Source organism: Pseudomonas sp. Seg1, from assembly GCF_018326005.1.
In the GTDB taxonomy this organism is placed as follows: domain Bacteria; phylum Pseudomonadota; class Gammaproteobacteria; order Pseudomonadales; family Pseudomonadaceae; genus Aquipseudomonas.
The window spans coordinates 3991610-4004571 of sequence record NZ_AP021903.1; the positions used below are offsets into that span (position 1 = coordinate 3991610).

The window sequence follows — 12962 nt, forward strand, 5'->3', positions numbered from 1 at the left end:
TTTTCCTCTCCCCGGCGGTCATTCCTAGAACGAGACTGGCAAGCATGCCGGCGTGCCCCCATGGGCCATTCGCAACCCTGCCGCCTGATTGAGAGAAAAGGAATCGAACCATGCCGATTTCCCGACGCAAATTTTTGATCCTCGGCGCCGTGACCGCGACCGCGTTTGCGATGCCACCCTTTATCAGCCTCAAGGCCTACGCCGCCAATCTGGAGCAACCGGCCATGAACAAAGTGACGATTCAAATCAATGGCAAGCCCCGCGCCCTTGAGGTCGACAACCGCACCACCCTGCTCGACGCCCTGCGTGAACACCTGCACCTGACCGGCAGCAAAAAAGGCTGCGACCACGGCCAGTGCGGCGCGTGCACGGTGATCGCCGATGATCGACGGATCAATTCCTGCCTGACCCTGGCGGTCATGCACGAAGGCTCAGAGATCACCACCATCGAAGGCCTCGGCATGCCGGACAACCTGCACCCGATGCAAGCCGCGTTCATCAAACACGACGGCTATCAGTGCGGCTATTGCACGCCGGGGCAGATTTGCTCGGCGGTGGCGGTCATCAAGGAAATCCGCGACGGTATTCCCAGCCATGTCAGTCCCAGCCTGACCGAGCAACCACAACTGATCGCTTCAGAATTCCAGGAACGCATGAGCGGCAACATCTGCCGCTGCGGCGCCTACTCGAACATCATCGAGGCGATCAGCGAAGTCGCGGAGGTGCCGGTATGAGACCGTTCAATTACAGCCGCGCCGACTCCCCCGCCGCCGCGGCACAAGCGGCGCAGATCGAAGGCGCGAAATTCATCGCCGGCGGCACCAATCTGCTCGATCTGATGAAGCTCGACATCGAAACCCCGCTGCACCTTATCGACGTCAATCACCTCGGGTTGGACCAGATCGAAGCCACGCCCGAGGGCGGTCTGCGCATCGGTGCGCTGGTGCGCAACACTGATCTGGCTGCCGACGCCCGCGTACGCAAGGACTACGCGCTGCTGTCGCGCGCTTTGCTCGCCGGCGCTTCGGGGCAGTTGCGCAACATGGCGACCACCGCCGGCAACCTGCTGCAACGCACGCGCTGCCCGTATTTCTACGACACTAATCAGGCCTGCAACAAGCGCAACCCAGGCAGTGGCTGTGCGGCGATTGGCGGGGTCAGTCGGCAGTTGGGAATCATCGGTGTCAGCGCGGCGTGCATCGCCACGCACCCGAGCGACATGGCGATTGCGATGCGCGCCCTCGATGCGCAGATTGAAACGGTCAAACCGGACGGCAGCACGCGCCGCATTGCCATGGCGGATTTCCATCAGTTGCCCGGCAACACGCCGAACATTGAAACCAGCCTCACACCCGGCGAATTCATCACCTCGGTGACCCTGCCCGCTCCGCTCGGCGGCACCCACGTTTATCACAAGGTACGTGATCGTTCGTCCTACGCGTTTGCGCTGGTGTCGGTCGGTCTGATCCTGCAAAAGGACGGCAGCGGCCGCATCGCCGTCGGCGGAATTGCGCCGAAACCGTGGCGCGTCGAAGCGGCTGAAGCGCTGCTGCCCAAGGGTGCGAAAGCCGTCAGCGAACGATTGCTCGAAGGCGCCACGCCAACCGACGACAACCAATTCAAACTGACCCTGGTCGAGCGCACGCTCGGCTCGGTGTTGGCGCAAGCGAGGGATGAAGCATGAAATTCGACACGCCCGCCACCACCAACCCGATTGATCAATTGAAGGTCATCGGCAAACCCACCGACCGCATCGAAGGCAAACTGAAAACCTGCGGCCAGGCGCCGTACGCCTACGAACAACATGAAGCGGTGGCCAATCAGGCCTACGGTTTCATGGTCGGCTCGGCCATCGCCAAGGGCCGCATTACCAACATCGATCTGGAAGCAGCCAAAGCCGCGCCCGGTGTTCTGGCGATCGTTACCGCCGCCAACGCCGGCAAACTCGGCAAGGGCAAATACAACTCGGCGCACCTGCTGGCCGACCCTGAGGTGCAGCATTATCACCAGGCTGTCGCGCTGGTGGTCGCCGAGACTTTCGAGCAGGCGCGCGCTGCTGCGCAGTTGGTAAAAATCGATTACGTAGCGGCCAAAGGCGAGTTCGATCTGGCCAGCGTGCGCGATCAAGGCGTTGAACCGAAAGACGAACTGCCAGACGTAAAACACGGCGATTTTGCCGCCGCTTTTACCGCCGCGCCGGTGCAGTTCGACCAGACCTACACCACCCCGGATCAGTCCCACGCGATGATGGAGCCGCACGCAACATTGGCCGCGTGGAAAGGCGATCAGCTGACCTTGTGGACGTCCAACCAGATGATCGCCTGGAGCGTCGGTGACATCGCCACTACCCTTGGCTTGCCCGAGGAAAAAGTCCGCTTGATCTCGCCGTACATTGGCGGCGGTTTTGGCGGCAAGTTGTTCATTCGCGCCGACGCGATCCTCGCCGCCCTCGGCGCGCGCATGGCGAGCAGACCGGTGAAAGTCGCCCTCGCCCGCCCACAGATCGCCAACAACACCACCCACCGTCCAGCGACTATCCAGCGCATCCGTATGGGGGCGACGGCGGACGGCAAACTCACCGCCATCGCTCACGAAGGCTGGTCGGGCAACCTTGAGGACGGCAAAGTCGAGGTCGCGGCGCAACCGAGTCAGTTGCTCTACGCCGCACAAAATCGTTTGGTCAGCATGCGTCTGGCGCCGCTCGATCTGCCCGAAGGCAACGCCATGCGTGCGCCGGGTGAAACACCGGGGTTGATGGCGCTGGAAATCGCCATGGATGAAATGGCCGAGCAGCTCAAACTCGATCCGATCCAGTTCCGCATCCTCAATGACACTCAGGTCGACCCGGTGAAAACCGAGCGGCCATTCTCCCAGCGGCGTTTGATCGAATGCCTGCAAACCGGTGCCGATAAATTCGGCTGGGATCAGCGCAACGCCAAGCCCGGCAGTCGCCGCGAGGGTCGCTGGCTGATCGGCATGGGCGTCGGTGCAGCAATCCGTAATAACCTGCTGGTGGAGTCCGGCGCACGGGTCCGACTGGAGCGCGACGGCAAGGTCACGGTGGAAACCGACATGACCGACATCGGCACCGGCAGTTACACGATCATCGCGCAGACCGCTGCCGAGATGATGGGCGTGGGTATCGACGATGTCGTGGTGCGGTTGGGCGATTCGAACTTCCCCGTGTCAGCGGGCTCCGGTGGCCAGTTCGGCGCCAACTGCTCGACGGCCGGGGTCTATGCCGCGTGCGTAAAACTGCGTGAAGCGGTCGCGGCAAAACTGGGCATGAATGGCGAAGTCGAGTTTACTGACGGTCAGGTGCGAGCCGGCGGCAAAACCTTGCCGCTGCGCAATGCGGCGCAGAACGGCGTTGTTGAAGCAGAGGACAGCATTGAGTTCGCCGACCTTGCCAAGCAGTATCAGCAGTCGACGTTTGGTGCGCACTTTGTTGAAGTCGCGGTGGATGCGGCGACTGGCGAAGTTCGCGTGCGGCGCATGCTCGCCGTGTGTTCTGCCGGACGGATTCTTAACCCGAAAGCCGCGCGCAGTCAGGTGATCGGGGCGATGACCATGGGCGTGGGCGCGGCGTTGATGGAGGAATTGGCGGTCGACAAGAAGCTTGGCTTTTTCGTCAACCACGATCTGGCGGGATATGAAGTTCCGGTGCACGCCGACATTCCGCATCAGGAGGTGATTTTTCTTGATGAGACCGATCCGATTTCTTCGCCGATGAAGGCCAAGGGTGTCGGTGAGTTGGGGATTTGCGGGGTGAGTGCGGCGGTGGCGAATGCGATCTACAACGCGACCGGGGCACGGGTGCGGGAGTATCCGATTACCCTGGACAAGATTCTCTCGTCGTTGCCGGAAATGATCTGAAGCGCTGAAAAGCCCCTCACCCTAACCCTCTCCCAAAGGGAGAGGGGACCGATTGGGGGATGCTTCAGAACTACGCCGACCTGAAAGAGCATTGCCGAATCCATAATCGACGCTGCTCTTTCAGGTCGATGTATAGCGCAAGACACCTCCGTCGGCTCCCTCTCCCACCGGGCGGTCCGACGTTTCGGGAGGGCTGGGGTGAGGGAAATGGGCTCACTCGGTGCGCGGATACTGCGTTTCGCTCACCTGCTCCATCCACTCCACCACATTGCCATCCAGCACTTCGGCAATAGCGATGTGCGTCATCGCCGTGGTTGGTGCCGCGCCATGCCAATGCTTGGCACCGGGCGCGATCCACACCGTGTCGCCAGGACGAATCTGCCGAACAGGTTGCCCCCACTCCTGCACAAAACCTGAACCAGCAGTAACGATCAGCGTCTGACCCAACGGATGGGTATGCCACGCCGTCCTTGCTCCGGGCTCGAATGTCACCGTGGCGCCGCTGACTCGCGCGTCATCGCTGCCTTTGAATGGCGCATCAATCCGCACGGCGCCGGCAAACCAGTCAGCCGGCCCTTTAGCCGATGGTTGTGATCCATTGGGCGTTACCGTCACCCGTGGATGTTCATTGGCCTGAACATCCGCAGCCAACAACGAAAGAGTCAAAGCAGATGCAGTAATCGGGTTCATGACAAGCCCTCCAGAATTTCGACAAACCCCTGCGGCACTGCCAACACGGGACATGCGTTCACTTTATCGGGCTGTACTCTTTAGATAATCGACTAGAATTCGAAAAAACTTATGCAGGACACTCATCAATGCTTCGTGAAAACGCCACTGACCTGCTCGCCTTTCTCGCCGTGGCACGTGAGCGCAGTTTCACCAAGGCTGCGGCCAAACTCGGCGTCTCGCAATCGGCGCTCAGTCATACCATCCGTGCCCTCGAAGCGCGATTGGGCCTGCGCCTGCTGACCCGCACCACCCGTAGCGTCTCCCCTACCGAGGCTGGTGAACACCTTTTGCAAACTGTTGGCCCGCGCTTTGAAGAGATCGAAGTAGAACTCGCTGCTCTGAGTAATCTGCGCGAAACCCCGGCCGGCAAGATCCGTATCAACGCCACCGACCATTCGCTGGACTGGCTGCTGCGCCCGGTGCTCAAGAAGTTTTTGCCGCGCTACCCGGATATCGCCGTCGAAGTCTGCTGCGATTACGGTTTCGTCGACATCGCCGGGCAAGGTTTCGACGCGGGCGTGCGCCTGGGCGAGGACGTGGCGCAAGGCATGATCGCGACGCGCATCGGCCCGGACATGCGCATGGCGGTGGTCGGGTCGCCCGCGTATTTCGCCAGCCGCTCAGTGCCGCAAACGCCACGCGCGCTCACCGAACACGCCTGCAACAATTTGCGCCTGCCCACTAACGGCGGGCTCTATACCTGGGAATTCGAAAAAGATGGCGAGAGCCTCAAGGTGCGGGTTTCCGGACAAGTCACGCTGAACGGCGTCTACCCGCTGCTTGATGCGGCCCTGGACGGTTTCGGCCTGAGCTATATCCCGGAAAACATCGTCGCGCCGTACCTGGCCGATGGCCGCTTGCTGCAAGTGCTCGAAGACTGGTGCCCGACCTTCGCCGGTTATCACCTTTACTACCCGAGCCGACGCCAGGCGGCACCGGCGTTTGCCTTGTTGCTGGAGGCGCTGCGCTATCGCGAGTGATTCGGCCTACCCCACCAGCGCAATCAACTGATGGCGCTGCGCATCGGTGAGCATCGGCCCGAATCCCGCCCTGACGTTATCAGCCATGTAGCGTGGATTGCCGGTGCCGGGAATCACGCAAGTCACCGCCGGGTGCGCCAGCAGAAACTTCAGCGCCAGTTGCGGCCAACTGTTGACCTGCACGTCCGACACCCACGCCGGCAGCGGTTTGCCCTTGAGCCGGGCGAGCAAGCCACCGCCGCCAAATGGCCGATTGCAGATCACTGCCACGCCGCGCTCGCGGCACAGCGGCAGAATGCGCTTTTCCACGCCCCGGTCGTCGAGGGCGTAGTTGATTTGCAGAAAATCCAGCGGCTCGGCCTGCAACACCGCTTCGACTTCGTCATAGGCCGAAGGCGTGTAGTGGGTGATGCCGATGTAGCGAATGCGCCCCTGCGCTTTCCATTCACGCAGGGTTGGCAGATGAGTTTGCCAGTCCAGCAGATTGTGGATCTGCATCAGATCGATGCATTCGGTGCGCAGCAGACTGAACGACTGCTCCATCTGCGCAATACCCTCCTCACGTCCCCGCGTCCACACCTTGGTCGCCAGAAACGCTGGCGAACGCGGCTGATGGATCGACAACAGTTCGCCCGTGGTCGCTTCAGCGCGGCCGTACATGGGCGAGCTGTCGACAACCGTGCCGCCCTTGGCGAACAGTTCGTCGAGCACCGCCGGCAGTTGCTTGTAGGCCGGATCGCCGGGGCCGACGTCGAAACCGCGATAGGTGCCCAGCCCGACCATGGGCAGCGGCTCGGAGCTGGATGGGATGACGCGGGTCTGCATGGCTTGGCCTCCGGGCGCGGCGGACGATGTGGCAGTGGCCAACGCCCGATCAAAGGTGAAGACCGCCGAAACCCCGGCAGCCAGCGTGAGCAATCGGCGACGGGAGTAACCCTCAGTGTGGCTCATGCTGGTTCCCCTGCTGCGTGGATCTGTTGCACGTTGTGTGCGAGAACGGCCGGATCAAACCGCTGGACTACACTGCGACAGCGAACCCTCACACCCCGTTAAAAGTAGCCGAATGTCCCGAACCCTGATGTCACTCGTCGTTTTGATCATCGCCGTGTACCTGGTGCTGTGCGCGGCGCTGTTCTTTTTTCAGCGCTCGCTGATCTGGTTTCCCCAGCCCAACGCCGGCAACAGTGCCGACTCACAACTGACCCTGTCGATGCCGGACGCGCAGGTTTCGGTGATCACCCGCGAGCGTGTCGGACCGCGGGCGCTGATCTATTTCGGTGGAAATGCGGAGGACGTGTCGCGCAACCTGCCGGAATTTACCGAGGCATTTCCCGATCACGCGCTGTACCTGCTGAATTATCGCGGCTTCGGTGGCAGCGGCGGCTCACCGTCCGAAGAGGCGATTGCCGAGGATGCGCTGGCGCTGTTCGATCAGGTGTATGCCAGCCATCCGCAGGTCGCCGTAATCGGGCGCAGCCTGGGCTCGGGGGTCGCCGTGCGTCTGGCCAGTCAGCGACCGGTGCAGCAGCTGATTCTGGTGACGCCGTACAACAGCCTTGAAGAAATCGCCGCGCGGCAATATCCGTGGGTGCCGGTGAAGTGGTTGCTCAAGGATCGCTTCGATTCGGGCAAGTACGCAGCGCATCTTCGCGTGCCGACGTTGTTGCTGGCGGCGAGTGATGACGAGGTAATCCCCCGGGACAGTACGCAGCGGTTACTGGGCAACTTTCCCAAAGGCGTGGCGGTGCTCAAGGTCGTGCCTGATTCGGGGCATAACTCGATTTCAGAGCGTGCGGAGTATTTGCAGTGGATGAGCGATGTGTTGAATCGCTGAGCCTTGTGTGGGCAGAACGGTCCTCATCGCTGGCAAGCCAGCTCCCACAAGTTTCTGCGGTGTACAAAAATGCTGTGAACGACATCTGACCTGTGGGAGCTGGCTTGCCAGCGATGAGGCCCGTAAAAAGCAACATCGAATCCAAAGCAAAGTAATCACCCGCCTGCTGAACCAAGTGCAAAAAGCCCAGTCCTATCCGCGCCGTGTTCTGCGGCCAACCCATTCAAGCGCTGTCCCTCTCCAGAGCTGCCCGTCCCATGCGCTACGCCGTTCGTTCGTCTCGCTTCGCTTCGTTATGCCTGCTGATCCTTGCGCCCCTGTTCGCCGAAACCGCCCATGCCGGCGCGGAGCGGCAACTGGTGGCGGCCATCAACGACTACCGTGCCCACCCGCAACGTTGTGATCGGCGCCCCGCGCAACGGCTGGCTCCGTTGGCGTTGAAGTCAAACCTCGCCTTACCAGTCAGCTACCGCTACGGCAGCGGCTTGCGCGAAGCGCTGAAGTCGTCCGGCTACTCGGCTGTGGCGGTGCGCAGTATCCGCATCGTCGGCGCGCAAGATGCCGAAGAAGCGTTCGACAGGCTGCAAAGCGACTACTGCGGTGCATTGCTCGACACTCAATACGCCGACATCGGCATCAGCCGTGCACGCAGCGAATGGCAAGTGGTGTTGGCACGACCGGTACTCGACAGCCGTGTCGGCGATAACCGCAGCGTCGGCAAAGCCCTGCTGGCCGAAGTCAATGCTGCACGCGCTCGCCCGCGAATGTGTGGACGCCAGCGCTTCGCCGCTGCGCGACCCTTGAGCTGGAATGCCGCCCTCGGCGCCGCTGCCCAAGGGCACAGCAAGGCCATGGCCTACGGCAACTATTTCGCCCACCGCGAACCAGACGGTGACCTGCCCGCCGATCGCGCCCGCGCTGCAGGTTATCGAGGTCGGCAAATCGGCGAAAACATCGCTGCCGGGCAGAGCTCACCGGGCAAGGCGATGGCCGGATGGCTGGCCAGCCCTGGCCACTGCGCCAACCTGATGAACCCGATGTTTACGCAAGTGGGCGCCGGCTTCGCCAGTGAGGTGCGAAGTGACGAAGGGGTTTATTGGACGATGCTGTTTGGTGCGCCTTGATCGGCAGCGCCGAGGCCCAGTTTCAGCAACTCCTTGCGCAACATTGACGGCGCTAAAACAGCAATTCCTGCCTGCCAGTCGAGTGCCAATAATCGACTCAGCTTTTGCTGACTGACCTCAGGTTGCGCCAGCAAACAGCTTTTCCCTTCTCGGATGCCAATGACGTTCAGCAGCCAGTCACCGCCCTGCCCTGCCATCCAGGCGTTGATCGACGGATGGTGGCGGTGCAGGAGCGCGTCGGCATCCCACAGCGTCATTTGCGCGAACACCTGCGGCAGATGGCTCTCGGGCTGCATGCGTTTCAAATCGGCTGCCAACGCGGCAGCGAGGTCTGCTTCGATGCTGGCCTGGCACTCAAGGAAATACGTTTGTGGCCAGCTCACGTGCAGTTTTCCCAGAGGCGCGAGTTCGGAGTAGGCCTCGATATCGGCTGCCGTGGTCATCTGCCCGGTGAAATTCAGCGTGTTATCCAGAATCGCCGTGGCCAATAACGCGGCGCTTTGCTTGCTGATCTGCGGCAATAGACCCGCCGACTGCCAGCGCTGGAAAACCTGAGTGGCGGCAGCACCGATCGGGCGGATATCAGCGGCCGATCCCAGTTTTTGCGCCCAGTAATGCTCGTAACCCGGATGATGGTCGATGACTTCCACCACCTGATCGAGCACGACCAATGGGTCGAAATGGTGATAGTCGGATACGTCGACCAGTACGAATTGGTCGTTGGCTGCCGGGGCATGTTCATGCAGACCGTAGCCCCAGGCCAGCACGGTTTTCGACACGCTGGCGTTGGGTCGTGTGCTGCTGACGGCACGGGCGGGGATGCCTTGCAGATTGAGCAGTTCTGCGTAGGCGATGCAGCAGGCGTAGGCGTCGATGTCCAGATAGGACGCGCCGGAGGTGATGATTTTCATGGGCCGGCAACATCGCACAGATTTGTGACGGTTGGGTGACGGGAAAAAGATCGCAGCCTCGTTTCACTCGACAGTTCCTACAGGGCTGCGATCTTTGGGTTTTAGGCTGCGGCTTTACCGGCGGCGACCATCGCCGAAGCCGCCAGCATCGCTCGCAATAGCACCGCACACCCTGCCGCCAGATCATCCGGTGCCGCGTTCTCGATTTCGTTATGGCTGATGCCGCCCTCACACGGTACGAAGATCATCCCCGCCGGGCCGAGTTCGGCGAGGAAAATCGCGTCGTGCCCGGCGCCGCTGACGATGTCCATGTGCGACAGGCCCAGACCTTTGGCAGCGCCACGTACTGCTTCCACGCAGCCCTTTTCAAAGTACAGCGGAGGAAAATCGGCTGTCGGGGTCAGCTCATAAGTGAGGCCATGTTCTTCGCACGTGGCGTCGATGACTTGCTTCACCTCAGCGATCATCGAGTCCAGGCGTGCCGGTTCCAGATGGCGGAAATCGAGGGTCATGCGCACCTCGCCGGGGATGACGTTGCGCGAGCCGGGATAGGCTTGCAGGCAACCCACGGTGCCGCAGGCATGGGGTTGATGGCCGAGGGCGGCGCGGTTGACGGCGCCGACGATCACCGAGGCGCCGACCAGCGCATCCTTACGCAGGTGCATCGGCGTCGGGCCAGCATGCGCCTCGACACCGCGCAGCTTCAGGTCGAACCACTTCTGCCCCAGCGCACCGAGGACCACGCCGATGGTTTTCTGTTCGTCTTCGAGGATCGGGCCTTGTTCGATGTGTGCCTCGAAATAGGCGCCGACCTTGTGGCCGCTGACTTTGCGCGGGCCGGCATAGCCGATGGCGTTGAGCGCTTCGCCGACGGTGACACCTTCGGCATCGACTTTGGCGAGGGTTTCTTCAAGGGTGAATTTCTCGGCGAACACGCCGGAGCCCATCATGCACGGAGCGAAGCGCGAACCTTCTTCGTTGGTCCAGACCACCACCTCCAGTGGCGCTTCGGTTTCCACGCCGAGGTCGTTGAGGGTGCGCAGGACTTCGACGCCGGCGAGCACGCCGAAGCAACCGTCGAACTTGCCGCCGGTGGGTTGGGTGTCGATGTGGCTACCGGTCATCACCGGCGCCAGGTTCGGATTGCGGCCCGGGCGGCGGGCGAAGATGTTGCCGACTTCATCGACCGTGACGCTGCATCCGGCGTCCTCGCACCATTGCACGAACAGGTCGCGGGCCTGGCGATCGAGGTCAGTCAGGGCCAGGCGACAGACCCCGCCCTTGACCGTGGCGCCGAGTTTGGCCAGTTCCATAAGCGAGGCCCAGAGGCGGTCGCGGTTGATGTGCTGATGGGTGGATTGCAGAACGTCTACGGCTGCGTTCATGGGATCTCCTCAGGCTGCTTTTCTTAAGGATGTTGCTGTGGTGCTTGTGAGACAGCCATCGCTGGCAAGCCAGCTCTTACAGGGGAATGCGCTCCATATTTGAATTTGGAATGCGGTCCACTGTGGGAGCTGGCTTGCCAGCGATGAGGCCCTCAACTACACCGCTGATTTCACGACCGAAGGCTGCGCCCGCATCACGCACAACCCGTAATAAATCACCCCGCCCAGCGCCGAACCGGTAAACCAGCCGTAGCTGTAAAACCAGCTGAACGCATCGCTGCCCAGCGACAACAAGGTCAACACCACCGGCACGCCGAACGCGAGAAATCCAGCCCAGTTCCACGCCGGATACACGTCGTCGCGATACAACCCGGCCAGGTCCAATTGCTGTTTCTTGATCAGGAAATAGTCCACCACCATGATCCCGGCGATCGGCCCGAGCAGGCTCGAATAGCCCAGCAGCCAGTTGGAATACACGGTCTCCAGGCTGACATCGGAAACGATCAGCCCAAGTTTTTTCAGCAACTCATGCCCCATCAGCAACAGCCCGACAAAACCGGTGAGCAACACCGCTTTGGTGCGATTGATGACCTTGGGCGCAATGTTCTGGAAGTCGTTGGTCGGCGAGACAATGTTGGCGGCGGTATTGGTCGACAGCGTGGCGATGATGATCAACGCCATCGCCACCGCAACCCACACCGGGCTCTGGATATGGCCGATCAGGCTGACCGGATCAGACACCGTGACACCGACCAGTTTCACTGACGCTGCGGTCATGATCACGCCGAGGGAGGCGAACAGAAACATGGTCAGCGGCAAGCCGAATATCTGCCCGAGGATCTGGTCCTTCTGGCTCTTGGCGTAACGACTGAAGTCGGGAATGTTCAGCGACAACGTGGCCCAGAAGCCAACCATCGCCGTCAGCCCGGCAGCAAAGTAACTGACCACACTCGCGCCTTCCGGACGTTTCGGCGGGATTGCCAGCAGCTCGGTCATCGACACATTGGGCATCGCCCACACCAGCAAGCCGATCCCGACCGCCACCAGTAGCGGCGCCGATAAGGTTTCCAGCCACTTGATCGACTCGGCACCGCGAATCACCACCCACAGGTTCAGCGCCCAGAAAATCATGAAGCCGATCACCTCCCCGGTCCCGCCGAGGGATTTCCAGCCGTCGAAAATCGAGCCGAGAAACAGGTGAATGGCCAAGCCGCCGAACATCGTCTGAATACCGAACCAGCCGCACGCTACCAGCGCGCGAATCAGGCACGGCACGTTGGAACCGAGAATCCCGAACGAGGAGCGCAGCAACACCGGAAACGGGATGCCGTACTTGGTGCCGGGAAACGCGTTGAGCGTGAGCGGTATCAACACGATGATATTGGCGAACAGAATGGCCAACAGCGCTTCGCCAACAGTCAGGCCGAAGTACGCAGTGAGCACACCGCCGAGGGTATAGGTCGGCACGCAGATCGACATGCCGACCCACAGCGCGGTGATGTGCCATTTGTTCCAGGTTCGTTCGCGCACCTTGGTCGGTGCCATGTCGTGGTTGTAACGGGGACTGTCGAGGACGTCGCTGCCGGCTTCGAGTTCGAACAAGCCGTCGCGCTCGGTCACTTGCGATCTGTTCTGTTGCATGGCCGCTCCACTGTTCTTCTGATTATTTTTTTGCTCATCAGGCGGCTACACACATAGGTGCAAGCCGGACGATGGCCGGAGGAACTGACAACTTTCATGCACCGGCCACGGTGTCAGCGGCGGCATCAATAAACGTGCCGGGTGCCCCGCTTACGCATCGGGCGATGTTTCAAACGCTTTGCAACTTTCTGATATTCATCAGTTTTAATTATTCACCGGATGAGTTCGCGCAAACTTGTCTGGGTGCTCAGGCTAAACACTTGGCAAGTTGTCCGAACAGACAGGACTCAATCTGGTGCACTGCATTTATTTTCATTGTGAACGAGCAACCGCAGCTCAACTTCAAGCGGCTGATTTCACATAGGAAATCTTGCTCATATTTCCAACCTGTCAAGTGCGTCAAAATGGTGAGCAGCCTCACCATTTTGGTGATTATGAATTTTTACTCTTATTTTTCAGCAACTTAAAACAGTCATAAG

The 12962-nt window shown here is 60.9% G+C and carries 11 protein-coding genes; 6 read left to right on the forward strand and 5 right to left on the reverse strand.

Annotation, left to right across the window (positions count from 1 at the left end):
- Positions 1-110: 110 nt before the first annotated feature.
- From paoA to paoC, 3 genes are read left to right on the forward strand one after another with little or no spacing between them, the layout of a single operon-like run.
- Positions 111-734 carry an aldehyde dehydrogenase iron-sulfur subunit PaoA gene (gene paoA, locus KI231_RS17825; RefSeq protein ID WP_212809293.1) on the forward strand — a complete coding sequence of 208 codons (624 nt, stop codon included), beginning with the start codon at positions 111-113 and terminating at the stop codon, positions 732-734.
- The gene (locus tag KI231_RS17830) at positions 731-1684 is read left to right on the forward strand and encodes an FAD binding domain-containing protein (RefSeq protein ID WP_212809294.1); all 954 of its coding nucleotides are present in this window, start codon (positions 731-733) and stop codon (positions 1682-1684) included. Before paoA ends, KI231_RS17830 begins: the two co-directional genes overlap by 4 nt.
- Positions 1681-3876: an aldehyde oxidoreductase molybdenum-binding subunit PaoC gene (gene paoC / locus KI231_RS17835; protein ID WP_212809295.1), complete on the forward strand. Its 2196-nt coding sequence runs from the start codon at positions 1681-1683 to the stop codon at positions 3874-3876. The genes KI231_RS17830 and paoC overlap by 4 nt, the downstream gene beginning before the upstream one ends.
- Before the next feature lie 213 nt (positions 3877-4089).
- On the opposite strand, the gene KI231_RS17840 is transcribed toward paoC, so the two are convergent.
- Positions 4090-4566 carry a (R)-mandelonitrile lyase gene (locus KI231_RS17840; RefSeq protein ID WP_212809297.1) on the reverse strand — a complete coding sequence of 159 codons (477 nt, stop codon included), beginning with the start codon at positions 4564-4566 and terminating at the stop codon, positions 4090-4092.
- 128 nt (positions 4567-4694) lie between these two features.
- Here KI231_RS17840 and KI231_RS17845 point away from each other — a divergent pair, with 128 nt between their 5' ends.
- The gene (locus tag KI231_RS17845; RefSeq protein WP_103305901.1) at positions 4695-5588 is read left to right on the forward strand and encodes a LysR family transcriptional regulator; all 894 of its coding nucleotides are present in this window, start codon (positions 4695-4697) and stop codon (positions 5586-5588) included.
- 6 nt (positions 5589-5594) lie between these two features.
- Here KI231_RS17845 and KI231_RS17850 read toward each other — a convergent pair whose 3' ends face one another.
- Positions 5595-6539 carry an aldo/keto reductase gene (locus tag KI231_RS17850; protein ID WP_212809299.1) on the reverse strand — a complete coding sequence of 315 codons (945 nt, stop codon included), beginning with the start codon at positions 6537-6539 and terminating at the stop codon, positions 5595-5597.
- A 112-nt stretch (positions 6540-6651) separates the two neighbouring features.
- On the opposite strand from KI231_RS17850, the gene KI231_RS17855 reads away from it, so the two are divergent.
- Together KI231_RS17855 and KI231_RS17860 are read left to right on the forward strand one after the other, a co-directional pair.
- Complete coding sequence (locus tag KI231_RS17855; protein ID WP_212809301.1) at positions 6652-7422, forward strand: alpha/beta hydrolase; 771 nt, start codon at positions 6652-6654, stop codon at positions 7420-7422.
- A 257-nt stretch (positions 7423-7679) separates the two neighbouring features.
- The gene (locus KI231_RS17860; RefSeq protein ID WP_212809303.1) at positions 7680-8546 is read left to right on the forward strand and encodes a CAP domain-containing protein; all 867 of its coding nucleotides are present in this window, start codon (positions 7680-7682) and stop codon (positions 8544-8546) included.
- Here KI231_RS17860 and KI231_RS17865 read toward each other — a convergent pair.
- The 3 genes from KI231_RS17865 to KI231_RS17875 form a co-directional block, all read right to left on the reverse strand.
- Positions 8516-9457, reverse strand: coding sequence for a DHH family phosphoesterase (locus KI231_RS17865; protein WP_212809305.1), 942 nt, complete (start codon positions 9455-9457; stop codon positions 8516-8518). The genes KI231_RS17860 and KI231_RS17865 overlap by 31 nt on opposite strands.
- Before the next feature lie 101 nt (positions 9458-9558).
- A complete protein-coding gene (locus KI231_RS17870) occupies positions 9559-10842 on the reverse strand; it encodes a Zn-dependent hydrolase (protein ID WP_212809306.1) in 1284 nt (427 codons plus the stop codon).
- Between the two features lie 156 nt (positions 10843-10998).
- Positions 10999-12483 carry an NCS1 family nucleobase:cation symporter-1 gene (locus tag KI231_RS17875; protein WP_212809307.1) on the reverse strand — a complete coding sequence of 495 codons (1485 nt, stop codon included), beginning with the start codon at positions 12481-12483 and terminating at the stop codon, positions 10999-11001.
- Positions 12484-12962: the final 479 nt, after the last annotated feature.

Excerpts from the sequence above, each read along its gene's own strand:
- KI231_RS17875 (WP_212809307.1), bottom strand. The coding sequence starts at position 12,483 with ATGCAACAGAACAGATCGCAAGTGACCGAGCGCGACGGCTTGTTCGAA.
- KI231_RS17830 (WP_212809294.1), top strand. The coding sequence starts at position 731 with ATGAGACCGTTCAATTACAGCCGCGCCGACTCCCCCGCCGCCGCGGCA.
- KI231_RS17870 (WP_212809306.1), bottom strand. The coding sequence starts at position 10,842 with ATGAACGCAGCCGTAGACGTTCTGCAATCCACCCATCAGCACATCAAC.
- paoC (WP_212809295.1), top strand. The coding sequence starts at position 1,681 with ATGAAATTCGACACGCCCGCCACCACCAACCCGATTGATCAATTGAAG.
- KI231_RS17865 (WP_212809305.1), bottom strand. The coding sequence starts at position 9,457 with ATGAAAATCATCACCTCCGGCGCGTCCTATCTGGACATCGACGCCTAC.
- KI231_RS17860 (WP_212809303.1), top strand. The coding sequence starts at position 7,680 with ATGCGCTACGCCGTTCGTTCGTCTCGCTTCGCTTCGTTATGCCTGCTG.
- paoA (WP_212809293.1), top strand. The coding sequence starts at position 111 with ATGCCGATTTCCCGACGCAAATTTTTGATCCTCGGCGCCGTGACCGCG.
- KI231_RS17855 (WP_212809301.1), top strand. The coding sequence starts at position 6,652 with ATGTCCCGAACCCTGATGTCACTCGTCGTTTTGATCATCGCCGTGTAC.
- KI231_RS17840 (WP_212809297.1), bottom strand. The coding sequence starts at position 4,566 with ATGAACCCGATTACTGCATCTGCTTTGACTCTTTCGTTGTTGGCTGCG.
- KI231_RS17850 (WP_212809299.1), bottom strand. The coding sequence starts at position 6,539 with ATGAGCCACACTGAGGGTTACTCCCGTCGCCGATTGCTCACGCTGGCT.
- KI231_RS17845 (WP_103305901.1), top strand. The coding sequence starts at position 4,695 with ATGCTTCGTGAAAACGCCACTGACCTGCTCGCCTTTCTCGCCGTGGCA.